Below are 22,080 nucleotides of genomic sequence, written 5' to 3'. Positions count from 1 at the left end.
GGGTGACGGACTGCCCGGCCCGGTCACTCAGCACCTAGGTGCTCACGGTCTGGGCCGTCAGAAGAAGTCCGCCCACGGCTGGTCCCAGATCTGCTTCACGCACAGGACCAGGAAGAGCAGCCCGGCGATGGCGAGCATGGCGTTGCTGAGCAGCCCGTTGCGCCATTCGCTGGGCGTGCGGGAGGAGTTGAGGAGCCAGATCAGGGTGAGGGCGAGGAAGGGCAGGAAGGCGGCGCCCAGGACGCCGTAGAGAATCACCAGGCGGAACGGCTGGCCCTGGAAGAGCAGGACGATCGGCGGGAAGGTCAGCCAGAGCAGGTACGCACGGAACGGCCAGGACTTCTCCCGGGTGCCCGACGCCACTTCCTCCCCGGTCGTCCTGGTGCCGCGATAACGCTCGACGAAGTCCGCGAACATCAGGCTCACGCCGTGCCAGACGCCGATGAGCGAGGTGAAGGACGTGGCGAAGAAGCCGATCAGGAAGAACTTGGCGGTCGCCGTGCCGTACTCCGCCTCCAGGATGTCGCTCAGCTGGATGAGGCCCTGGTCGCCGCTCGCGATGGCGACATTCGCGGAGTGCAGGAGTTCCGCGCCGACGAAGAGCATCGAGATGACGAAGATGCCGGTGGTGATGTACGCGACGCGGTTGTCGAGGCGCATGACCTTCATCCAGCCCGTGTTCGTCCAGCCCTTCGCGTTCACCCAATACCCGTACGCGGCAAGGGTGATGGTGCCGCCGACCCCGCCGATCAGGCCGAGCGTGTTGAGGACCGAGTCCTTCTCGTCGGGGAGTACGGGGAGGAGGCCGGCGAAGGCGTCGCCGAGGTTGGGGGTGACGCGGATAGCCAGGTAGACCGTGACGACGAACATCACGCCCACCAGCACGGTCATGACCTTCTCGAAGACCTCGTACTTGTTGAACCACACGAACACCAGGCCCACCAGGCCGCAGATGACCGCCCACGGCTTGATCGACCAGGAGTCCGGGAAGACGTCGGGGAACAGCGCCTGCAGCGGCAGCGCGCTCGAGGACATCGCCGCCGCGCCGTACACGAAGCCCCAGATGACCACGTAGACGACGAAGAAGTACGTCGTCCACCGGCCCAGGCTCGCCCAGCCGTCGAAGAGGGTGCGTCCGGTGGACAGGTGCCAGCGGCCTGCCGCCTCGGCGAGGGAGATCTTGACCACGCAGCCGATGACCGCGGCCCAGAGCAGGGTGTAACCGAAGTTGCTGCCCGCGACGAGCGTCGCGACGAGGTCACCGGCGCCGACTCCTGTCGCGGCGACGACGATGCCGGGTCCGATGTACTTCCAACTCGACTTGCGCGGCTGGGAGATGGACTCCCCTGACACTGAGTTCCCAGTGGTCTCCGTCATGTGAATCAAGAAAGCGTAAAGAGTACGAGGCCACAAGGGCGCGTACTTCGATCACCACTCGATGTACACAGCGCCCGAGCAGGGCGACCCGCCTCGGGACGGCGACGGCGCCCGTGGGCCGGGAGGGCGGGGCGCGACCCTGGCTGCTCGGCCCTACAACGCTTGGAGTGCCCGTAGGCGGCGGTCCGGTCCTAGCAGCGTCGTTGCCAGTCGAGATCATCGAGATCGATCGGGCCGCCATGCGGTGTCCCGCGCTGCTGACGGTGACCACCCGGAAGACGGGGGAAACGGGCTGCAGGTCCAGCGGCAGCCCGGTCAGAGCGAAGTGCCCGAGGTGGTTGGTGCCAACAGGAGCTCGTAGCCGTCGGCGGTTGTCCGGGTACGGGGTTGTACATCAGGCCCGCGTTGTTGATCAGCACGTCGATCCGGGCGCAGGGGCCGCGCAGTTCCCCTGCCGCGGCGCGGACGCCGACTCGTCGCCATCGCGATCACCCCGTGATCGGCGTGGCCCTCACGACGAGGTCCACGTAAACACTTGTCGCTTTCCCGGGGCGGCCTCTGCCGCGCGGGCGCGTGCACAGTATGAACAGAACTGTGTGATCAATGGTGCGCGGACCGGTGTGTTCCTAGCATCACAGCGCTCGGCGCGATGGCGCGCCACTGGATTCAGGAGCGTTGTTTTGCCCAGACCCAGTCGGAACAGACCTTCCCGTACCGGATCCCTCATGCGACGTGGCGTGGCACTGGCCGCCGGTATCGCGAGCGTCGTCGTCGGGTCGTTGAGCGGCGTCAGCACGGCCCAAGCCACCCAGCTTCACCCCGGGCCGGCCGCGTGCCCCGCGAGCCTGGGTGACAAGGCCACCTGTTACACCGGCCAGGACGCCAACGGGGCCTACTACGCGATCGCCGTGCCCAAGCACTGGAACGGCTCGCTGGTCGTACACGCTCATGGCGGCCCCGACCTGGGTGAAGGGTCGGATCCGGAACGGAGCATCGGCGACCTGGATCGCTGGTCCGTGATGGTGGACGAGGGATATGCCTGGGCCGGTTCGTCCTACCGCCGTGGTGGATACGGAACGCGGATGGCTGCTGCCGACACGGAGAACCTGCGCCGTCTGTTCGTGGATGAGTTCGGCAAGCCGAGACGGACTTACGTGCACGGTCAGTCCTGGGGTGGGAACGTCGCCGCCAAGGTCGCGGAGGTGTACGGCAAGAAGAACGGCCCGTACGACGGCGCTCTGCTCACCAGCGGTGTCCTTGCGGGCGGCTCCCGCGGCTATGACTACCGCGTTGATCTGCGGGTGGTCTATCAGTACTACTGCCAGAACCTTCCGCGCCCCACCGAGCCCCAGTACCCGCTGTGGCAAGGGCTACGTCCGTCGTCGACCCTTACGACAGCGGGCCTGCGGGCCCGCCTGGAGGAGTGCACCGGATACTCCTCGACTCCGCAGGAGCGCACCCCGCTGCAGCAGCGCAACCTTGACGACATCCTCGCGGTCACGCACATTCCCGAGCGGACGCTGGAATCGCACCTGCGCTTCTCCGTGTTCACCTTCCGCGACATCGTGCACAACCGGCTCGGCGACCGGAATCCCTTCAGCAACAAGGGTGTGCGGTACTCCGGTTCGCACGACGACGAGGCACTGAATGCCGATGTCGAGCGTTTCTCCGCCGATCCCGATGCCCGGCGTGATCTGTCCTACGACAGCGATCTCACCGGGCGGGTTTCGATCCCCGTGCTCACCATGCACGCCATCGGCGACCCCACCGCGTTCGTCGAACACGAGGCCGCGTACCGGGCGAGTCTTGAGGGCGCCCATCGCGGGGCGAACCTGGTGCAGACCTTCACCGGTGAGAGCGAGCACAGCGCCCTGAGTGACTCGGAGTACGCCAACTCCATTGCCGCGCTGGCAGCGTGGGTGCGCACGGGGAAGAAGCCCACGCCGCGGTCCGTCGCGTCCTCGTGTGCCTCCTTCGACCGCACCTACGGCACGGGGTGCTTCTACGATCCCGGCTTCCGCCCGTCGCCGTACGCCTCTCGTGTCCTGCCGCGGCCGGGCGGGCTGTCATGGCCGGCCATGACGGCATCGCAGGAGAGGTCTTGGAGCCGGATTGACGGTGTGGGGATCGCCCCGTAGTACGCACAGCGCCGCCGGTCGCCGAACGGCCACCGGCGGCGTCCGGACACGCATCGCACCACCCACCGCGTCGCGAGTTCGGTGACGGACCCGCCAAGGTCAGGGAAGGTTGTCACCGAAGCCTACGAATCCTCAGGCCGAGGATCCGCTGTCGATGACCAGGTCGGTGCCTACTACCGCGCCTGCCGCGGGCGAGGCGAGGTAGAGCACCGCGGCCGCCACTTCTTCGGCCTCCGCGACCCGGCCGAGCGGGTTCTGTGTCTTCACCCGCTCGGCACGGTCGGCCTCGGTCTCGCCCGGCCGCAGCGACATGGGAGCGGCGGAGGCGCCGGGGCTGACCGCGTTGATGCGGATGCCCTGGTGGATGTGATCGAGAGCGGCGGCGCGGGTCAGCGCGGAGACCGCCGCTTTCGAGGTGATGTACGCGGCGGCGTTCGGGATCCGCAGGTGAGCGCCCAGGTTGGAGGAGATGTTGACGATGGTGCCGCCGCCGTTCTCCTTCATGTGGGCGATCTCGTGCTTCATGGCCAGCCAGACGCCGGTGACATTGGTACGCAGCACCGCCTCCCAGTCCTCCTCACTCACCTCGCCGACGGGTACGGCGGCGCGGAGTATCCCGGCGTTGTTGACCGCGATGTCCAGTCCGCCGAAGCGGGTGACGCTCTCGCGTACGAGGTTCTGGAGACGGCCGGAGTCGGTGACGTCAGTGGTGACGGCGGCGGCCTAGCCGCCGGTGGCCTCGATGAGACCGACCGTTTCGTCCAGCGACACCTTGGTGCGTCCCGCGGCGACCACGGATGCGCCCTCGGCGGCGAAGGCGAGCGCTATCGCGCGGCCGAGGCCGGAGCCCGCGCCGGTGACGAGGACGGACTTGCCGGTGAAGCGGTTCATGTCGGTGACTCCCTTGAGTGATGGACTACTTGGTGCGGTGGTTCAGCAGGGCCACGACGGCGAGGGCAATCCCCGTCACGGCCAGAGACCTGGCGTCGCTGCCGAGCGTGAGCAGGAGGGCGAACAGGACGGTGGGGCCGAACTCCATCGCTGTGTTGAACACGCCTCCCGCGAGTCCGGTCTGCTGGTGCGGTACGCCTTCGGTGGTGAGCACGGCGGCGCCCGCGAAGGAGGCCGCGGTACCGGCCGGCAACAGCACAAGGCCCGGCAGCAGTCCGTACGCGTACCCGGCGTGCGCATCGAGCCCGGTGAACGCGAGCAGGGCGAGCCCGGCCGCGCCCGTGCCCAGCCCTGCGGCGGTGACGGCTCTGGCCCCGTGCCGTCCGATGAGCGGTCCTGCCGCCCGGCCCGAGGCGATCAGCACAACGGCGAACGGCACGAAGGCGGCCGAGGTCTGCAACTGCGACCAGTCGCGCACCTGTTGGAGGTGGAGTGAGAGGACCACGAAGGTCATCGAGGTCCCGCAGGCGCTCAGCGCGACGGCCGTGAGGGCGAGGGCCCGCCGCCGGTCAAGGAGGAACCGGGGTGGGAGCAGCGGGTCGCGGGCCCGGCGCTCGGCGTACCAGAAGGCGGCCAGCAGCGCGGTCCCGCCGAGCAGTGGCACGAGCACGCCGGCCGATGACCAGGGCTGGGCGTTGGTGACGACAAGCCCGTAACTGGCCAGGGACATCCCGACGGTGGCGAGCAGAGCACCCGGCAGGTCGAGACTCCTGCCCCGGCTCGGCGCGGTGTCCGGCAGCAGCCTGGGTGTGAGGGCGAGGGCCGCGGTCGCCACCACGAAAGGTACGGCGAAGGTCCAACGCCAGGAAAGCAGCGCCGAGATGACGCCGGAGAGCAGATGGCCCGCAGTCGCGCCGAGCACCGAGAGGCCGCCCCAGGTGGCCATCGCCCTGCCGTACGCGGCGGGGGAAGGGAAGACGGCGCGCAGCACGGCCATCGCGGCAGGCGCGATCAAAGCCGCTCCCGCGCCCTGTGCGAAGCGCGCCGCGAGGAGCGCCTCGATGCCGGGGGCGAGCGGGGCGGCGGCCGAGGCGGCGGCGAAGAGGACAAGGCCCGAGGTGAGGGCGCGTCGGCCGCCGTAGCGGTCGGCGAGGCGTCCGCCGAAAAGCACCAGCCCGGCGAAGGTCAGTCCGTAGGCGGCGCTGAGCAGGATCAAGTCGGCGCGCTCCAGGCCGAATTCACGCCCGATGCGGGGCAGCGGTACGGCGATCGCGGCGAGCGTGAAGATCAGCGTGGTCTGGACGCTGCCAAGGAGGACGAAGGCAGATCGGTGCCGCAGGGTTGCGTCGCCGGCGGCGCCTGTGTCGGTCATGTCTCCCCTGATATTTGACCGATCGGTTCATTATTCGGGCATATGAAAGGGAGCCCGGTGGCTCCGATGAGGGTGGTTCAGTCCAGCAGGGCCAGCACCTGCTCGGCCGCGTCCCGCACCCGGGCGGAATCGCTCGACGCTTTGCCGACGATCCGAATGCCCTGCATCAGGACGAGCAGCATGCGGGCCAGCGCGCGCGGATCGCGGTCCTCGGCAAGCTCGCCCTGAGCCTGGGCACGTACGAGCGCGGAGTAGAGGAGGGTCTCGATGTGCTCCCAGCTGATCTCGACCCGGCGGGCCGCGGCAGGGTCGTGCGGGGCCAGCTCAGCCGCGGTATTGGTGACGAAGCAGCCGTTCAACCGCCCTTCCGGGGAGGCGGCTTCCGCGGCGAAGCGGCGCACCACCGCCCGCACCGCAGGCAGTGCGGGGCCCGGCTGGGACAGTTCGACCAGGAGAAGCGGGTCGCGCGATTCGGCGTACCGGTCCATGGCCTTCAGATACAGCTCGTGCTTGCTGCCGAAGGTGGCGTAGATGCTGGCGCGGCCGATGCCGAGGTGCTCGACGAGGTCGGCCACCGACGTCGCTTCGTAGCCGCGCCGCCAGAACAGCTCAAGGGCTGACTGCAGCGCGGCGTCCGGATCGAATTCCTTGGTTCTGGCCACGCCCAAGACCATAGGCGGATCTAGAACGTTCGGTCAATTAACTGGTGTGTGACAGGGTTCGTGAGGCTTCGATGAGGTGGGGTGCGGTCAGGCGGGCTGCCAGAGCTCGACCCGGTTGCCCTCAGGATCGGTGACCCAGCCGAATCGACCGACGCCTTCCATGTCCTGCGTTTCCTTGGCCACGTCCGCTCCCTTGGCGCGCAACTGCGCGAGCATCGCATCCAGGTCCCTGACCCGGAAGTTGAGCATGGTCTGCTGGGCGCGGGACCCGAAGTAGTCGGTGTCGGAGTCGAACGTCGCGAACACCGTCGGCCCGGCCCCCGGACGCCACAGGCCGTTCTCATCGGCGTCCAGGCCCAGGCAGTCGCGGTACCACGCGCTCAGGGCCGCCGGGTCGGCAGCCCGCATGAAATATCCACCGATTCCAAGCACACGTTCCATGCGGCCAGTTTGGCAGGACGGCGAACCGGCGGGCAGGCACCACACCATCGCCCGGCGGGAACGGCGTGGAGTGAATGAACGGGTCCGGTAGCGAGCCAAGGCTCCCGGCGGGTCTCCCCAGCAATCGGAGCCAGGCTGACGCGACCCCCACGTACCCTCTTCTCCGTGCCAGCCCCATCCCCCCATCACGTCGCCGTCCTCGTGCTCGAGGGTGCGAAACCTCTCGATGTCGGCATTCCGGCCCAGGTGTTCACGACCCGCGCGAGCATGCCGTACGAAGTACGGGTGTGCGGCGCGGCACCGGGTCTCGTGACCGGCGGCGACGGCCTGTCGTACTCCGTCGCGCACGGGCTGCACGCGCTTGAGTGGGCCGACACCGTTTTCGTCCCCGGCTACCGGTTCCCCGACCGCGACGACCCCCCGCCGGCCGTCGTCGACGCGCTGATCGCCGCCCACGACCGGGGGGCGCGGCTCGCCGCCATCTCGACGGGCGCCTTCGCGCTCGCCGCCACGGGGCTGCTCGACGGCAAGCGCGCCACGACGCACTGGCATTACACGCGGGCACTCGCGGCGAAGCGTCCGCTCGTCCAGGTCGACGAGGATGTGCTGTTCGTCGACGAGGGCAGCGTGCTGACATCGGCCGGCGCCGCCTCGGGCATCGACCTGTGCCTGCACATCCTGCGCCGCGACCTCGGGGTGTCCGCGTCGAACCACGCGGCCCGACGCCTGGTCGCGGCCCCCTACCGCAGCGGCGGCCAGGCGCAGTACGTACCGCGCAGGGTGCCCGAGCCGCTCAGCGAGCGGTTCGCGGCCACCCGGGAGTGGGCGCTGCACAGGCTCGGCGAGCCCCTCACTCTTGAAGCGCTCGCCCAGCATGCGGCGGTGTCGCCGCGCACGTTCTCGCGACGCTTCGTCGAAGACACCGGGTACACGCCGATGCAGTGGGTCATGCGCGCCCGCATCGACGTGGCCCGTGAGCTGCTCGAGCGTTCACAGCGGAGTGTCGAGCAGATCGCGGCCGACGTCGGTCTCGGCACCGGTTCAAATCTGCGGCTGCACTTCCAGCGCATCCTCGACACCACGCCGAGCGAGTACCGGCGCACCTTCACCCAGGGCGAGTAGCCCGCCTCCCACCACCTGGCGCGATCCTTGCGAACCGTGGCGATCACGCCACTGTCACCGCCTGGTGCCGCGCGGCAACCTGGTGGTGAACCCGAAGGGACACCACTTATGACTCGTATTGCCATCAACGGATTCGGCCGCATCGGACGCAATGTGCTGCGCGCACTGCTCGAACGCGACAGCGACCTGGAGGTCGTCGCCGTCAACGACCTCACGGAGCCCGCCGCCCTTGCGCGACTGCTCGCCTACGACTCGACGGCGGGCCGGCTCGGGCGCCCGGTGAATGTCGACGGGGACGCCCTCGTCGTCGACGGCCGTCGCATCACCGTTCTCGCCGAGCGCGAGCCGGCGCAGCTGCCATGGGCCGAGCTCGGCGTCGACATCGTGCTTGAGGCGACCGGCCGCTTCACGTCGGCCAAGGCCGCCCGCGCCCACCTCGACGCGGGCGCGAAGAAGGTACTGATCAGCGCGCCTGCGGACGGCGCGGATGTGACGCTCGCGTACGGCGTCAACACCGACGCGTACGACCCGGCCCTGCACACGATCGTCTCGAACGCCTCGTGCACGACCAACGCCCTTGCGCCACTGGCCGCGGTGCTCGACGATCTTGCCGGCATCGAGCACGGCTTCATGACGACGGTGCACGCCTATACACAGGAACAGAACCTCCAGGACGGTCCGCACCGCGACGCCCGCCGCGCCCGTGCCGCCGCCGTCAATATCGTGCCGACCACGACGGGCGCCGCCAAGGCGATCGGCCTCGTGCTGCCGAAGCTCGACGGCAGGCTGTCTGGCGACTCGATCCGCGTGCCGGTTCCGGTGGGATCGATCGTCGAGCTCAACACGACCGTCGCCCGCGACGTGACGCGCGAGGACGTGCTGGCGGCGTACCGCGCCGCGGCGGAGGGGCCGCTCGCCGGGGTACTGGAGTACTCGGACGACGCGCTCGTCTCCTCCGACATCACGGGCAATCCGGCCTCGGCGATCTTCGACTCGGCCCTCACCCGCGTCGACGGCCGCCACATCAAGGTGGTCGCCTGGTACGACAACGAGTGGGGTTTCTCCAACCGCGTGATCGATACGCTCCAACTCCTCGCCGCCGGCTGACAGGTAGCCAGGGCGACCCTGCGGAGCGCTGGCGCGAGGCCGTCGGCGCTTCTGCACTCGCCCCGCCGCCGTGCGGTACAGGGACACCCTGAAGCAGGGCCGGACCGGTCGTCAGCCGGGTCCGGCCCTGCTCGTTTCAGTTGTCCTGGCCACGACGTCCTCGGCTGGGCCGAGCCCCAGAAGGATCCGTCACTCCTGGTCGAAACAAGCGCCCCGCCGATACTCGCTTGCACCCCATCGGAACTCGGGTCAACGTCACCTGACACCTGACGAAGGCAGAGAAGATGACCAGCAGGACTCACCCCGTCGACCACGAACTCATCGAGGCCGCGGCGCACGTCGCCCGCACGCACTGCCAGGGCGACAACCACACCATGGCAGCCGCGGGCCGCGCCCAGGACGGCCGGATCGTCACGGCGGTGAACGCCTATCACTTCACCGGAGGACCCTGCGCCGAGTTGGTCCTTATCGGCGCGGCGGCCTCCCAGGGCATCTACGAGCTGGACACCATCGTCGCCGTGGGCGACCGCGACCGAGGCGTTGTTCCGCCGTGCGGCCGGTGCCGTCAGGTCCTTCTCGACTACTTCCCCACCGTCAAGGTCATCGTCGGCGAGGGCGAGCGCACCCGAACCGTCCCTATCACCGACTTGCTGCCCGCGAGCTATGTATGGGCCAACCATCAAGTCGTCACCGAGTAGACCGCGCCACCCGCAACGTTCCGGAAAACACCTCGCAACGAACCTATTGACTGTTTGCTATAGCAGGAGTCACGCTTACGACCATGAGCAATGCCCTCGGTCCCATGGAGACCACATCGCTGGCCGACCAGGCCTACCAGCGACTGCGTGACGCGGTGCGCGAGGGCACCCTGCGGCCCGGCGAGAAGATCACCGAACGCGATCTCGCCGCTCGCCTCGGCGTCAGTCCGACGCCCGTGCGCGAAGCACTGCGCCAGCTGGTGCACGAGAAGGTCGTCGAGCGGGCGGGGCCCCGGGCGCTGCGGGTCGCTGACCATTCCGCCTCCGCGCGCTCGGAGGTCGTGGAGGCGGAGGTGCGGCTCTCCGCCCTGATGGCCCGCCTGGCCGCCCGCAATGCCACCGACGCCCAACTCGCCGAACTGACAGAGCTGCTGGACCGGGCCGATCACCTGGTCGCCGAGACGGAGCAGGCGCTGGCAGAACAGGGGGAGGGCGCCCAGGTGACCGACCGGCTCACCGGCGTTTTCCGACTGCTGCGGCAGTTCCACCACCAGGTCGAAGCGTCCGCGGGCAACACCGTCCTCGAAGGCCTGCTGCACCAGGCCCGCGCCTTCAGTGACGAGGAGCGCCTGGACCTGACCTTCAAGCTCGCCCCGGAGCGGGCCGAGTCGTTCCGCCGCCGCTACCGCGAACACCGTGGCCTGCTCGACGCACTCCTCGATCGGGACGAGGACCGAGCCGAGCAGCTCGCCATGCACCACCACCGCGAAGCGCTGATCCAGCTCTCCAGCACCTGATTCCCCCGCCGGCCGACCGCTCGTCGACCCTGCGGGAGGTGGCCGACGAGTAGCCGCCCTTAGGTTGCTATAGCATATGGCAAGGAGCCGCCATGCTGCCCGAAACTCGTCCGCCCACTCCAGGCGGAGCACCGGCCACCCTTCACCAGGTGGCCGCAACTCCCACCCGGATGAGCGGCAGCACAGTCCTGTGGGTGACTCTGGCGGTGTTCGCCCAGGAATCGGTGTGGAACTTCTACGACGCCCAGGTCCCGGCCCAACTGCGCCAGTACCTGTCCTCCGCCGGCCTGGTGGGACTGATCATGGGCATGGACAACGTGCTCGGCGTCATCGTCCAGCCCACGATGGGGTATCTCTCCGACCGGCGGGCCGGCGGGCGCCTTGGCCGATGGCCGATCATCCTGGCCGGTGCCTGCCTCGCCGCGGTCCCCTTCGCGCTCATCCCCTGGGCCCGCAGCCTGCCCGCCCTCATGATCTGCATTTTCTGTTTCGCGCTCATCGCCAACGCCTTCAAAGGCATCACCGAGACCCTGGTCTCCGACTACGTCACGGTCGAGAACCGAAGCAAGGCGCAGGGGTTCATCAAAGCCGGCGTCAGCCTCACCATCGTCATCTCCTCCCTGGTCAGCCTGCTGGTGGTCGACCGCAGCCTCACGCTGGCCTTCGCCATCCCGCCGGCGCTGATGCTGATCATGCTCGGACTGTCCTGGATGTTCCTGGGCCGCCGCCACTCCCAGGTGGTCCTGCCCACACACGCCGGCCAAGCGACGGGCGCGGAGTTCTCCTCGCCTTGGGCGGTGGTCAAGGACCTGGCGCGGGATCCCTCCGGCTCCCGGATGCTGCTGATGGCCGGCGTCTTCTGCTTCGCCGGCATGTGGTCCGCGCTGCGCTCCCTGCTCACGCCGTACGGCATTGAAGTCCTGGGCCTGTCGCGTGGAACGGCCGGCGGCCTCGCACTGCCCGGCGCGGTCGCTTTCCTGATCGCGGTCGTGCCCATCGCGTACGCCTCGGGAAGGCTCGGTCAGGTCCGCGCGATCCGGTACGGCGTGGGTCTGTTCGTCATCGGCCTGCTGGTCGGATTCATCAACCCGAGCCCCACGATGACGATCGTCTGCATGGTCCTGAGCTCGCTCGGTTACGCCGTCTTCGCCGTCAACGCCCTGGTCGCGCTCTGGAGTCTGGCCCCCAACGACCGCGTACTGGGCACCTACACCGGCCTCTACACCGTCGCCTCGGCCTCCGGAATGGCCCTGGGCCCGGCGCTGCTGGGAGTCACCGTCGATCTCACCGGCTGGCGCTTCATGCTCCTGAACGCCGCGGTCTTCGGCGCCATCACCTTCGCCGTCTTCACCTGCCTCGCCCGCCAAGGCGCCACCAGGTCCATCCCACCTCACACGACGTGACGTACCGACAGAAAGCGCCCAGAGAGACCCTCATGGAATTCCGCATACTCGCCCCCACCGGTGCCCTTGGCGCCGGCTTCGACGCCGACGCCTTCCGGCGGGGCGTCGAGGCCCGTCCGCATGTCATCGCCTGCGACGCCGGATCCACCGACAGCGGCCCCGCCGCGCTCGGCTCCGGCACCCCGAAACTCTCCGCCCAGGCCGTCACCCGCGACCTGCGCCTGCTGCTCAAGGCCCGCGACACGCTCCAAGTGCCGCTGATCATCGGCTCCTGCGGCACCAGCGGCCGTGACACGGGCGTCGACTGGGTCGCGGAGTTCACCCGCTCCATCGCGGCCGAGGAGGACCTCCACTTCAGACTCGGCCTGATCTACTCCGACCAGTCGGCAGACCGCCTCCAGTCCCTGTACGACGAAGACCGCATCCGGCCGCTGCCCAACGCGCCGGAAATCGAGCGGGAGTTGTTCGCGCGCAGCCACACCGTCGCCATGATGGGCGTCGAGCCCATCCAGCAGGCCCTGGCCATCGGCTGCGACGTCATCCTCGCCGGACGGGCCAGCGACACCGCGCTGTTCGCCGCGCTGCCGCACATGCGGGGCGCCGATCCGGGCCTGACCTGGCATATGGCCAAGACCGTCGAATGCGGCGCGGCCTGCGCGATCCCGCCCTCCGCCAACGGCCTGCTCGTGCATCTGCGCGACGACCACTTCGACGTGACCACGCTCGCCGAGGGCAGCCGCCTCACCCCGCGCTCAGTCGCCGCGCACACCCTGTACGAGAACGCGGACCCGTTCCACATCCTGGAGCCCTCCGGCACGCTGGACACCACTCACGCAACCTACGAGGCCGTCGACGAGCGGACCGTCCGGGTCCGCGGCGCCTCGTACATGCCGGCCGACGGCTACACCAACAAGCTGGAGGGCGCCGAACTCGTCGGCCACCAGACCGTCATCATCGGCGGCGTACGCGACCAGGTCGTCATCCAGCGCCTGCCCGAACTCCTGCCGTTCGCCGAGAAGTACTTCGCGGCGAAGATCCTCGACGTCTTCGACGGCCAGGTCGACCCCGACACCATCGACATCAACTACCGCCTCTACGGAGCCGGAGCCGTCCTCGCCGACCACGAACCCGACGCACTCGACCCCGCCGAGATCGGCGTGCTCATCACGGTCACCGCTCCCGACCAGGCGACCGCGCACGCCATCTCCACCTTCGTGGCCCACGCCAGCAGCCATCTGCCCATCCCCGAGTACGACGGGCTGGTCTCCACCCTCGCCTACCCGTACTCGCCGCCGGAGATGGACCGCGGCCCGCTCTACCGCTTCACCCTCAACCACGTCGCCACCGGCGTCACCCCCCTCGAACTCTTCCGCACCACCACCGAGGAGCTGTAGCCCATGGCCACCCTGATCGACTACTGCTCCCTGGTCCGCTCCAAGAACGCCGGGCCCTTCACCCTCACCCTCGACTTCATGTGCCACGACGAACACACCTACCGGGCCCTCGTCGACACCGGCTTCCTCAACCAGGAACTCTTCGCCGGCCTGTTCGGCACCGACGCGGAGCGGATCCTCCTCGTCAACCACCCCCTCGCCCTCGCGGTGAAGGTCTCCCTGCCCCGCCCCACCGTCCAGGGCGACCTCCGCGACAGCGACTGCTACGCCGGACAGCAGTACGCCCCTCTCATGGCGATGAAGCTGCCCGAACTCCCCTGATTACGGGTGCGTCATGGGCCATCGGTCTCGGCAGGAGTGAGCGCCGGGAGAGCGACGGTGACGGTGGTTCCCGTTCCGGGAGTGGAAGCGACGTGCACGGTTCCGTGATGGGCGTGCACGATCGCCTGGACGATGGCGAGGCCCAGCCCGGAACCGCCCTGAGCGCGGCCGCGGCCGGCGTCGGCGCGCCAAAACCGGTCGAAGACGCGTGAGAGGTCTTCCGCCGGGATGCCCGGACCGTGGTCGGTCACCTGAATCCGCACCGTCGACGCCGTCGCTTCGACGCTGACGTTGATCGCGGTACCGGGTGGAGTGTGCTGGATCGCGTTCCCGACGAGGTTGTTGAGGACCTGCTGGAGACGGGGGCGGTCACCACTCACGTACACGGGTTGGGGTGCGGCCAGGTCGATGGCTCGGTCGGGTGCCACGACCTGGGCGTCCTGGACGACCGTGCTCGCCAGGCGGTGCAGGTCCACCCGCGCGGAGTCCAGGGGCCGTCCGGCGTCGAGGCGCGCGAGCAAGGAGAGTTCCTCGACCAGCAGACGCATTCTGCCGACTTCCCCGTCGACGCGTTCCAGGGCTCGGTTGAGGTCGGCAGGGTTGCTGAGACCGCCCTGGTTGTAGAGGTCGAGCCAGCCGGAGATCGTGGCCAGCGGAGTGCGCAGTTCATGGGAGGCGTCGGCGGCGAAGTCGCGGATCTGGTTCTCCGCCCGCGCCTGGGCGTCGAACGCGTTGTTGACGGCGATGGCGAGGCGGTCGGCCTCCGCGTGTTCCCCGTGGACGGGAAGCCGTCGGTCGCGGGCGCCCGAAGCGATGTCGTCGGCCGTGTCGGCCATGCGCCCCAGTGGTCGCAGACCGATCTTGAGGATGAGCAGGGCGATGGCGAAGGCGAGAACGAGGGTGATGCCGACGCTGGTTGCCTGGCCGGAGATGAAGTCGGCGACGGTGACCCGGTCGATGTCGGTGCGCATGGTGAGGATGACGGCGGAGGCGTCGACCACCCGGTCCGAGGTGGTGATGGTCAGGCCTGCCGTGGGGATCCGCAGGGCGAGCAGATCGGGCACCGCCGGATTGTCGTCGACGGTGACGACCTGGTCGAGGCGGTCTGCGGTCAGGGCGTTCATCTCCTCGGGCACGCCCGCACCGACCTGCTCGGCCACCCTGCCGTCGGCGTCGATGACCGTGATGCCGAGCAACGGCGCCACCAAGGTGGCCAGTTGCTCGCCGTCGACGGTCTGGGGCTGCTCCTGGAGCAGTTCGTGGACGCGGTCCCCCGCGTCACGCAGGGTTACTTCGGCCCGGTTGTGGAGATAGCTGCGCAGGGTCAGTGCGCTGGCGACGGAGTTGCCGATGAGCCCGGCCGCCAGTAGCGCCAGGACGCCGATCAGGAGGCGGGCGCGAATCGTTGTCAGCCGGTGCGGCTTGAGAGCGGAGAGCCACACGCGCGGCGCCTTCATGAGGTGGGACGCCGCAGGCTGTAGCCGATTCCGCGGACGGTGTGGAGCAGCGGTTCGCGGCCGTGGTCGATCTTGCGGCGCAGGTTGGACACGAAGCGTTCCACTACGACGGAGTCGCCGCCGAAGTCGTACTGCCAGACCGCTTCGAGGATCTGTGAGCGGGTCATGACATGACCTGGGTGGGAGAGCAGGAAGTGCAGCAGGCGGAACTCGGTCGGGGAGAGCTCGATCGGCTCCCCTGCGCGGTGCACGGAGTGACGTTGCTCGTCGAGTTCGAGGTCGGCGTACCGCAGGACGCCGTCGTCCACGGGGCCCGCGCTGCCCCGCGCGCGGCGGATCAGCGCCTGTAGACGGGCGCCGACCTCGACGACGCTGAAGGGCTTGGTGACGTAGTCGTCACCGCCGAGTCGCAGGCCGCGGACACGGTCCTCGATGGCGTCCCTGGAGGTCAGGAAGAGCACCGGCACGGTGATGCCGCGGGAGCGGATCAGCTGCAGTACGTCGAAGCCGTCACCGCCTCCGGGCAGGCCCACGTCCAGGACGATGACGTCGGGGGTGTGCCGGGACAGGCTGTCCAGGGCCTGCGGCACGTCGCCGGCGAGATGGACCTCGAACCCCGCGAAGCGCAGGGCCGAGGCCATCAACTCGCGGATGCCGGCGTCGTCGTCGACCACGAGGACCGTGTCCGGGGAGTTCATGAGAAGGCGTCCTAGTGCGGGCCGTGCACATACGTCACGGGAACGGGTTCGGTCCTGGTCGAGTCCAGCGGCCCGGGTTCGGCGTCGTCCAGGCGTGCGCCTTCAACATCCAGGTCGGGCAGCCACTTGTCCAGGCGACGCGGCAGCCACCACGCACCGTGCCCCAGCAGCGACATGACGGCCGGGACCAGCGTCATCCGGACAGCGAACGCGTCGATGAGGACACCGACCGCCAGTGCCAGGGCGATCGGCATGATCGCCGGATCGTGGCCGAACAGGAAGCTCGCGAACACAGCCACCATGATCAGTGCGGCGGCGGTGACCACCCGGGCGGCGTGCCGGGCGCCGCCGATGATCGACACATGAGGCCGCTTCGTCCTGACGTACTCCTCACGCATGGCCGAGACGAGGAAGACCTCGTAATCCATGGCCAGCCCGAACAGCACGGCCATCACGATGATCGGCACGAAACTGGCGATCGGCCCGGTGGAGGGCACTCCGAGCGGCCCGGCGAGCCAGCCCCATTGGAAGACCGCGACGATCGCACCGAACGACGCGCCGACCGACAGCAGGAAGCCGACGGTTGCCTTGACCGGGATGGCGATGGACCGGAAGGCCGCCATCAGTAGCAACAGCGACAGCCCGACGACCACGAGGGCGAAGGGCAGCAGCGAGGCGCTGAGTTTGTCCGAGACCTCGATGCTCACAGCAGTCTGGCCGGTGACGGCTATGTCGCTGCCGCTTCGCGCCGCAAGTGGGGTGACCTGGTCCTGCAGCCGGCCGACCAGCTCACTGGTCGCGGGATCACGCGGCCCGGTCTCCGGGATGACCTGTACGCGGGCCGCGGCGCCGTCGCCGGAATAGTCGACGGGGCTGATACGCGCGATGCCCTTCACGGCGGCCAGATCCTTGGCGACTTCCTGGCTCGTGGTCTTCAGGGTGCCGGACGGCGCGTCGGTCACCAGCACCACAAGGGGACCGTTGGCGCCGGGGCCGAACGCGTCACCGATCTTGTCGTAAGCCTGCCGGACCGCGGACGAGGCCGGTTCGCTGCCGTCGTCACTCAGTGCGAGTTGGAGCTGCGTCGCGGGGAGGGCGAGCGCGGCCAGCGCCAGTGTGACCGTGACGAGCGCCCGCCATGGCCGACGCACGACCGCCCCGACCCAGCGTGCCCCCATCGAGGGCTTGGCGGCGGGATCGTCCGCGTTGCGCATCCTGCGCGCGCCACGCGAGTCGGGCTTCGGACGCAGCCTCTCGCCGGCGACTGCCAGGAGGGCGGGCAGCAGCCCGAGCGACATGGCGACCGCGACGGTCACCGCTGCCGCGGCGCTCAGACCCATCGAGGTGAGTACGGGTACCCCGGCGACCGTCAGACCGGCCAGCGCGATGATCACGGTCAGTCCGGCGAACGCCACGGCGCTGCCGGCGGTCGCGGTCGCGCGAGCCGCGGCCTCCCGCACACTGCGGCCCTGTGCCAGCTCGGCGCGGTGGCGCGAGACGATGAAGAGGGCGTAGTCGATGCCCACCGCGAGGCCCAGCATGATGGCGAGCGTCGGCGCCTTGTCGGACACGCTCAGGACCGATGACAGGCCCATCAGCCCCGCCATGCTCGCCACGACCGCGAGCAGCGCGGTGATCAGCGGCATTCCCGCGGACAGCAGGGAGCCGAAAGTGATCGCCAGTACGGCGAGCGCGACGAGTACGCCGATCCCCTCCATCGGCCCCACCGGGGGCTTGGACTCCTTGTACGCATCGCCTCCGAAGAGCACGTCGATGCCCGCGGCACGACTGCTCGCCGCGGTGTCCTTGAGCGCGTTGAGGTCGCCGGCGCCGACGTCCTTGTCCTTGGGCACCGAGAACTCGACCTGGGCGACGGCGGTCTTCGCGTCCGCGCTCACCGTCCGGGTGCGCAGCGGGTCACTGACCGAGGTGACGCCGGGCACGGTGGCCGCGGCGGTCAGCGTCCGCTTCAGCGCGTCCGCATTCGCCGGGTCCTTGAACGACGTGCCCTCGGGCGCCTCGAAGACGACCTCGGCGCTCTGCCGGTCCGACGACCCGAAGTGGCGGTCCATCTTCTCCAGCGCACTCTGCGCGGCCGACCCCGGTATGTCCGACCTGGTGTCGAAGGTGCCGGCAAAGGAGACCCCGAGCGCGGCGATCGCGGCGACGACCAACATCCATACAGCCAGGACCGTACGGCGCCGGCGTACCGCGAACACCCCCCATCGATACAGCAGCACAGCCATGATCACAGTCCATTTCCGTCAAGAGGCGTCAGCCAGGGCCTCAGCAAAGCTGTGCTGCTTGACGGTTCAGCTCCGCTCAACCTGACGAATCCTTGACGGTTTCCGCGGGGGACGCCGACGTTGTACCGGAAACCGATCCGACGGCCTGTCGGATCAGGAGTGACCACGCGTCCCAGGCGACTGCCCCGCCGACGGCGGAGGTATTGGCGGCGGTGTCTGCGGCGTGGACGGGTCCTCGTCCCCCAGCTCACCGCGGAGGGCGGCGAGGGTGAAGGCCACCATGGAGGCCAGGAGGAGGAGGGCGAGCGGTCCCCAGATGGCGGGTATCGACCACAGCGGCCAGTTGTTGCCCGCCTGCGCCCAGAGCGTCAGGATGGCTGTGCCGCCCAGGCCGACGCCGTGCCACCGCACGACGGTCGCTGCTGCCCTGTGACGCCGGTTGCGCGGCGTGAGGAGTGGCCACACGCTTCCGACCAGGCCGGTCAGACCGAAAGAGATCAAGGCGAGCGCGCCGCCGAGGCGATCCTCGGGCCACCCCACAGGCCCGGCGGACGTTTGCTGCCGCTGCCCGTCGGCGTCCCGTACCTCGACGATCTGCCCGTGCCAGATCAGGCCGACGACCTTGTCGCCCGGCTCCATCCCCGACATCACCGGGTCGGTCTGCCGGAAGGTCACTTCCCACGCCTCACCGGAGGGCAGCAACAACTCCGCCTCCGGCGACTCGCGCCGCGATAGGCGATGCGCGTCGGCCTTCCGGACGGTGAATTCCTGCTCCCAGAGACACCCCGACGCCTCCACCGGGGCGGAGACGCACTCCGCCGCGGCATGGAAATCCCGCTCGCTCTCCAGCGCTCCACGGACCTCGAAGGCCATCGCCACCCCCGCGGCGACAGCCACGGCAGCGCACAGCAGCCAGACCACGGTCCCTATTATCTTGTGCTCCCCCGACCCCACCGCGCCTCATCGCCTTCCCCACGAGTTCTCTACCCGCGTATTTGAGCACAGCGGTCGGACATCGCCCCCTGCCGGCAGGGCGCGACCCATCAAGCCGGCCGAGTCCAAGTAACGATGAATCAGATGAATCAATCGATCACGGCGGCCCGCCAGCTCTCCTCGTCGGCGTCCAGGAGAGCCGTGGCGAGGGCGGGGCGTAGCAGCGGGCCGTGGTCGGCGGTGACTCTCAGGGCTGATGCGGCGGTCAGGTGCCCCAGGCGCAGGGAGCGGACCACCGGCAGTTGTCGCAGGAGGCCGCTGAGGAATCCGGCGGCGAATGCGTCGCCGGCGCCGACCGGTTCGGCGACGCGAACGGTCAGGGCGGGCACGCTGTGGGCGGTGGCCCCGACGAACGCGGTCGCGGCGCGGTCCCCGTCCTTCACCACGAGAACGGGCGGGCCAGGCAGGAGGTCGCGGACCCGTTGGGCATCGGCGATCCCGTCTCCCCACAGGGCCTGTGCCTCGTCGAGGCCGACGAGGACGATGTCGGCGCGATCGGCGAGTGGTCGCAGGACCTCGGCGGCGGAGCGGCCGGCCCACAGGGCGGGGCGGTGGTTGACGTCGAAGCTGACGGGCCACGGTCGGTCGGGCCGCAGCGCGTGTTCGACGAGGGCGCGGCAGCCCGGCGACAGGGCGGGGGTGATGCCGCTGAGGTGGACGAGCGCCGCCCCTGCCAACGCCGGGTCGTCGAGCACGTCGGGGGTGAGGGCCGAGGCGGCGGATCCGGCGCGGTGGTAGCGGACGCGGGTGCCGTGCACGCCGGGGTCCTTGACCAGTAGTCCGGTGGAGCGCTCCGGGTCGGTGCGGACGCCGCTGACATCGACACCGCCCGCGGCGATCCGGGCGCGGACGCGGCGGCCGAAGGGATCGTCGCCGACCGCGGAGACCCAGCGGGCGGGGATGCCGTGGTCGGCGAGGTAGAGGGCGACGTTCGACTCGGCGCCCGCAATGTCGACGCGCAGCAGATCCGCGCCGTCCAGCGGCCCTATGGGCTCGGGGGCGAGGGCGGCCATGGTCTCGCCGATGCAGACCACGGGGCCGGAGCCGGGGCGCAGTGGCCAGTGGGTGCTCAGGGTGAGCCTCCTAGGGGGTGTCGGGGCGAGCCGCCGAGGCGGGGGCGCGGTGCACCGCCGGGGCTGGAGCCGGCATGCAGTGGGTGCTCATGACGGGCTTCCTAGGGTGTGTTGGGGCGAGCCGCCGGGGCCGGGGCGGAATGCGCCGCCGGGGCTGGAACGGAGGGGACCGACGAGGCAGGGGCAGAGGACGCCGCCGGGGCCAAGGCGGAGGAAGCGACCGGTCGGTACGACGCGGCCGGAGCACCTGGCATATCCACCCGTACGGAAAAGACGGCACCGTCGAGCGCTCCTGGTGCCGCCAGGCCGATGCGCGCGCTGGTGACGAGGAGCGTACGACCGTCGAGGCCGCCGAGGCAGAGTCCCGCGGGCTGCCCGGCGGGCAGGTCGACGATCCTGTCGAGGCTGCCGTCGGGGCGGTATCGGTGGACCTGCCCGGTGCCCCAGACGGCGGTCCACACGCCGCCCTCGATATCGGTGGTCATGCCGTCGGGACTGCCGGAGCCGAGGGTGACGAAGGGCTCGGGGGTGCCCAGGTCGCCGCTCACGGGGTCGACCGGGTAGCGGCGGATGACGCCGCGGGCGCTGTCGGCGAGGTACATGACGGCGCCGTCGGCCCTGAAGGCCGGGCCGTTGGGGATCGTGATGTCCCGCAGGACGCGGGTGACACGGCCGTCATGGTCCAGCCGGTAGAGGGAGCCCGCGTCCTCCGTGGCCTCGTACGCCATGCTGCCCGCCCAGAACCGGCCGTGCGGGTCGGCGACGCCGTCGTTCATCCGCATCGGCGCGGGTGCGCCGTCCTCAGGTCGCGCGATCCACTCGACGCCGCCTGCGGGGTCGATGCTGCAGATGCCGGTGCCCGCCGCCGCGATCCAGTGGCCGGGGCGACCCTCCACCGGTGCCACGGCGCCCAGCGGGCAGGGCAGTTGGGCGAGCAGGGTGAGCGGCACGTCGGACCCGACCGGTACGGCGAGCAGTCGGCCGGTGAGGATGTCGGTCAGCACGGCACGGCCGTCCGTCCAGCGGATGCCCTCGCCCAGTTCGAGGCGGTCGGTTCCCAGGACCGCGGGGGCGGTCATGGACGGACCTCCGGGCGCACGACGCCCAGGAAAGTACAGGCCCGCTCGCACAGGACATTGAGGTCGCCGCCCGCGGCAGCGTCGCCGATCAAAGGCGATCCGACACCCACCGCTATCGCGCCCTCGCCCAGTCCGAGTCGGTCGCTCCCCAGGACCGCAGGGGCGGTCACCGGCGGGCCTGCGGGCGGACGACGTCCAGGAAGGTACGGGCGCGCTCGCGCAGGGCGCTGAGGTCGCCGCCCGCAGCGGCGTCGCCGATCAGAGGCGATCCGACACCCACGGCTATCGCGCCCTCGCGCAGGTAGTCGGCGGCCGCCGCCGCGTCCACTCCCCCGACGGGTACGAAGGGCAGGTCCGGGAAGGGTCCGCGCAGGTCCCGCAGATAGCCGGGGCCTCCGGCGCTGCCTGCCGGGAAGAGCTTGAGGGCGTCGGCGACGAGCCGCTGTGCCTGGAGGACGTCGGTGGGCGTCATCACTCCGGCGAGCACGGGGAGTCCGAGTGCCCGCCCGGTGGCGATGCCGTCGCTGACCGCCGGGGTGACAAGGAAGGCCGCCCCGGCCTTCTGGGCGGCACGGGCGTCGTCGGAGCTGAGCACTGTTCCGGCGCCGAGCATCGCATCGGGGCCGAGCGCGGCGCGGGCCCTCGCGATGACATCGAGCGCGGCGCGTCCGGAGAGGGAGACCTCGATGAGAGCGACGCCCTCCTCCGCGAGAGTGAGTACGGCGGCCAGCGCGGCGTCCGGGTCGCTGCCGCGGACGATGGCGAGCAGCCGGTGCGCGCGCAGCGCGGCGAGCAGGTCCATCCGAAATCC

The 22,080-nt window shown here is 69.9% G+C and carries 19 protein-coding genes and 3 pseudogenes; 8 read left to right on the top strand and 14 right to left on the bottom strand.

Annotated elements, in window-relative coordinates; translation table 11 throughout:
* Nucleotides 1-57 precede the first annotated feature (57 nt).
* Together ACFVKT_RS05315 and ACFVKT_RS05310 are read right to left on the bottom strand one after the other, a co-directional pair.
* Complete coding sequence (locus tag ACFVKT_RS05315; RefSeq protein WP_385727679.1) at nt 58-1,377, bottom strand: Nramp family divalent metal transporter; 1,320 nt, start codon at nt 1,375-1,377, stop codon at nt 58-60.
* A 194-nt stretch (nt 1,378-1,571) separates the two neighbouring features.
* Nucleotides 1,572-1,844, bottom strand: a pseudogene (locus ACFVKT_RS05310) (short-chain dehydrogenase); the annotation flags it as partial.
* 258 nt (nt 1,845-2,102) lie between these two features.
* On the opposite strand from ACFVKT_RS05310, the gene ACFVKT_RS05305 reads away from it, so the two are divergent.
* Entirely contained in the window at nt 2,103-3,515 is a 1,413-nt protein-coding gene (locus tag ACFVKT_RS05305) for a hypothetical protein (RefSeq protein ID WP_385727677.1), read from the top strand.
* A gap of 132 nt (nt 3,516-3,647) precedes the next feature.
* Here ACFVKT_RS05305 and ACFVKT_RS05300 read toward each other — a convergent pair.
* From ACFVKT_RS05300 to ACFVKT_RS05285, 4 genes and pseudogenes are all read right to left on the bottom strand, one after another.
* Nucleotides 3,648-4,406: pseudogene (locus tag ACFVKT_RS05300) on the bottom strand (SDR family NAD(P)-dependent oxidoreductase).
* A 25-nt stretch (nt 4,407-4,431) separates the two neighbouring features.
* Nucleotides 4,432-5,778 (bottom strand): MFS transporter, encoded by a 1,347-nt coding sequence (locus ACFVKT_RS05295; RefSeq protein WP_385727675.1) that lies wholly within the window; start codon nt 5,776-5,778, stop codon nt 4,432-4,434.
* A 77-nt stretch (nt 5,779-5,855) separates the two neighbouring features.
* A complete protein-coding gene (locus tag ACFVKT_RS05290; protein WP_385727673.1) occupies nt 5,856-6,440 on the bottom strand; it encodes a TetR/AcrR family transcriptional regulator in 585 nt (194 codons plus the stop codon).
* An 87-nt stretch (nt 6,441-6,527) separates the two neighbouring features.
* Nucleotides 6,528-6,881, bottom strand: coding sequence for a VOC family protein (locus ACFVKT_RS05285; RefSeq protein ID WP_385727671.1), 354 nt, complete (start codon nt 6,879-6,881; stop codon nt 6,528-6,530).
* A gap of 165 nt (nt 6,882-7,046) precedes the next feature.
* Here ACFVKT_RS05285 and ACFVKT_RS05280 point away from each other — a divergent pair, with 165 nt between their 5' ends.
* From ACFVKT_RS05280 to ACFVKT_RS05250, 7 genes are all read left to right on the top strand, one after another.
* Nucleotides 7,047-8,003: a GlxA family transcriptional regulator gene (locus ACFVKT_RS05280; RefSeq protein ID WP_385727669.1), complete on the top strand. Its 957-nt coding sequence runs from the start codon at nt 7,047-7,049 to the stop codon at nt 8,001-8,003.
* Nucleotides 8,004-8,111: 108 nt separating this feature from the next.
* Nucleotides 8,112-9,110: a type I glyceraldehyde-3-phosphate dehydrogenase gene (gap, locus tag ACFVKT_RS05275; protein WP_385727667.1), complete on the top strand. Its 999-nt coding sequence runs from the start codon at nt 8,112-8,114 to the stop codon at nt 9,108-9,110.
* Between the two features lie 284 nt (nt 9,111-9,394).
* Nucleotides 9,395-9,808 carry a cytidine deaminase family protein gene (locus ACFVKT_RS05270; RefSeq protein WP_385727665.1) on the top strand — a complete coding sequence of 138 codons (414 nt, stop codon included), beginning with the start codon at nt 9,395-9,397 and terminating at the stop codon, nt 9,806-9,808.
* Between the two features lie 83 nt (nt 9,809-9,891).
* On the top strand, nt 9,892-10,605 hold the full coding sequence (locus ACFVKT_RS05265; RefSeq protein ID WP_385727663.1) for a GntR family transcriptional regulator: 714 nt from the start codon (nt 9,892-9,894) through the stop codon (nt 10,603-10,605).
* Between the two features lie 149 nt (nt 10,606-10,754).
* Entirely contained in the window at nt 10,755-12,008 is a 1,254-nt protein-coding gene (locus ACFVKT_RS05260; RefSeq protein WP_385727661.1) for an MFS transporter, read from the top strand.
* 32 nt (nt 12,009-12,040) lie between these two features.
* Nucleotides 12,041-13,402: an acyclic terpene utilization AtuA family protein gene (locus tag ACFVKT_RS05255; protein WP_385727659.1), complete on the top strand. Its 1,362-nt coding sequence runs from the start codon at nt 12,041-12,043 to the stop codon at nt 13,400-13,402.
* 3 nt (nt 13,403-13,405) lie between these two features.
* Complete coding sequence (locus ACFVKT_RS05250; RefSeq protein WP_385727657.1) at nt 13,406-13,723, top strand: DUF4387 domain-containing protein; 318 nt, start codon at nt 13,406-13,408, stop codon at nt 13,721-13,723.
* Between the two features lie 11 nt (nt 13,724-13,734).
* Here ACFVKT_RS05250 and ACFVKT_RS05245 read toward each other — a convergent pair whose 3' ends face one another.
* The 8 genes and pseudogenes from ACFVKT_RS05245 to ACFVKT_RS05210 form a co-directional block, all read right to left on the bottom strand.
* On the bottom strand, nt 13,735-15,165 hold the full coding sequence (locus ACFVKT_RS05245; protein WP_385727655.1) for a sensor histidine kinase: 1,431 nt from the start codon (nt 15,163-15,165) through the stop codon (nt 13,735-13,737).
* 11 nt (nt 15,166-15,176) lie between these two features.
* Complete coding sequence (locus tag ACFVKT_RS05240; RefSeq protein WP_385727653.1) at nt 15,177-15,878, bottom strand: response regulator transcription factor; 702 nt, start codon at nt 15,876-15,878, stop codon at nt 15,177-15,179.
* An 11-nt stretch (nt 15,879-15,889) separates the two neighbouring features.
* A complete protein-coding gene (locus ACFVKT_RS05235; protein ID WP_385727651.1) occupies nt 15,890-18,124 on the bottom strand; it encodes an MMPL family transporter in 2,235 nt (744 codons plus the stop codon).
* A gap of 153 nt (nt 18,125-18,277) precedes the next feature.
* The gene (locus tag ACFVKT_RS05230; protein ID WP_385727649.1) at nt 18,278-19,045 is read right to left on the bottom strand and encodes a hypothetical protein; all 768 of its coding nucleotides are present in this window, start codon (nt 19,043-19,045) and stop codon (nt 18,278-18,280) included.
* Nucleotides 19,046-19,206: 161 nt separating this feature from the next.
* Nucleotides 19,207-20,190: a sugar kinase gene (locus ACFVKT_RS05225; protein ID WP_385728174.1), complete on the bottom strand. Its 984-nt coding sequence runs from the start codon at nt 20,188-20,190 to the stop codon at nt 19,207-19,209.
* 101 nt (nt 20,191-20,291) lie between these two features.
* Entirely contained in the window at nt 20,292-21,269 is a 978-nt protein-coding gene (locus ACFVKT_RS05220) for an SMP-30/gluconolactonase/LRE family protein (RefSeq protein ID WP_385727647.1), read from the bottom strand.
* Nucleotides 21,266-21,391, bottom strand: a pseudogene (locus tag ACFVKT_RS05215) (aldolase); the annotation flags it as partial. The gene ACFVKT_RS05220 and the pseudogene ACFVKT_RS05215, both read right to left, overlap by 4 nt.
* A 44-nt stretch (nt 21,392-21,435) precedes the next feature.
* A complete protein-coding gene (locus ACFVKT_RS05210) occupies nt 21,436-22,071 on the bottom strand; it encodes a bifunctional 4-hydroxy-2-oxoglutarate aldolase/2-dehydro-3-deoxy-phosphogluconate aldolase (RefSeq protein WP_385728173.1) in 636 nt (211 codons plus the stop codon).
* Nucleotides 22,072-22,080 lie beyond the last annotated feature (9 nt).

It is taken from the genome of Streptomyces sp. NPDC127595 (assembly GCF_042671685.1).
Classification (GTDB): domain Bacteria; phylum Actinomycetota; class Actinomycetes; order Streptomycetales; family Streptomycetaceae; genus Streptomyces.
This window is presented reverse-complemented; position numbering and strand designations above follow the sequence as displayed.

Coding starts and splice junctions, on each gene's coding strand:
- ACFVKT_RS05240 (WP_385727653.1), bottom strand. CDS start 15,878: ATGAACTCCCCGGACACGGTCCTCGTGGTCGACGACGACGCCGGCATC.
- ACFVKT_RS05250 (WP_385727657.1), top strand. CDS start 13,406: ATGGCCACCCTGATCGACTACTGCTCCCTGGTCCGCTCCAAGAACGCC.
- ACFVKT_RS05255 (WP_385727659.1), top strand. CDS start 12,041: ATGGAATTCCGCATACTCGCCCCCACCGGTGCCCTTGGCGCCGGCTTC.
- ACFVKT_RS05285 (WP_385727671.1), bottom strand. CDS start 6,881: ATGGAACGTGTGCTTGGAATCGGTGGATATTTCATGCGGGCTGCCGAC.
- ACFVKT_RS05220 (WP_385727647.1), bottom strand. CDS start 21,269: ATGACCGCCCCCGCGGTCCTGGGAACCGACCGCCTCGAACTGGGCGAG.
- ACFVKT_RS05305 (WP_385727677.1), top strand. CDS start 2,103: ATGCGACGTGGCGTGGCACTGGCCGCCGGTATCGCGAGCGTCGTCGTC.
- ACFVKT_RS05295 (WP_385727675.1), bottom strand. CDS start 5,778: ATGACCGACACAGGCGCCGCCGGCGACGCAACCCTGCGGCACCGATCT.
- gap (WP_385727667.1), top strand. CDS start 8,112: ATGACTCGTATTGCCATCAACGGATTCGGCCGCATCGGACGCAATGTG.
- ACFVKT_RS05270 (WP_385727665.1), top strand. CDS start 9,395: ATGACCAGCAGGACTCACCCCGTCGACCACGAACTCATCGAGGCCGCG.
- ACFVKT_RS05210 (WP_385728173.1), bottom strand. CDS start 22,071: ATGGACCTGCTCGCCGCGCTGCGCGCGCACCGGCTGCTCGCCATCGTC.
- ACFVKT_RS05315 (WP_385727679.1), bottom strand. CDS start 1,377: ATGACGGAGACCACTGGGAACTCAGTGTCAGGGGAGTCCATCTCCCAG.
- ACFVKT_RS05235 (WP_385727651.1), bottom strand. CDS start 18,124: ATGGCTGTGCTGCTGTATCGATGGGGGGTGTTCGCGGTACGCCGGCGC.
- ACFVKT_RS05265 (WP_385727663.1), top strand. CDS start 9,892: ATGAGCAATGCCCTCGGTCCCATGGAGACCACATCGCTGGCCGACCAG.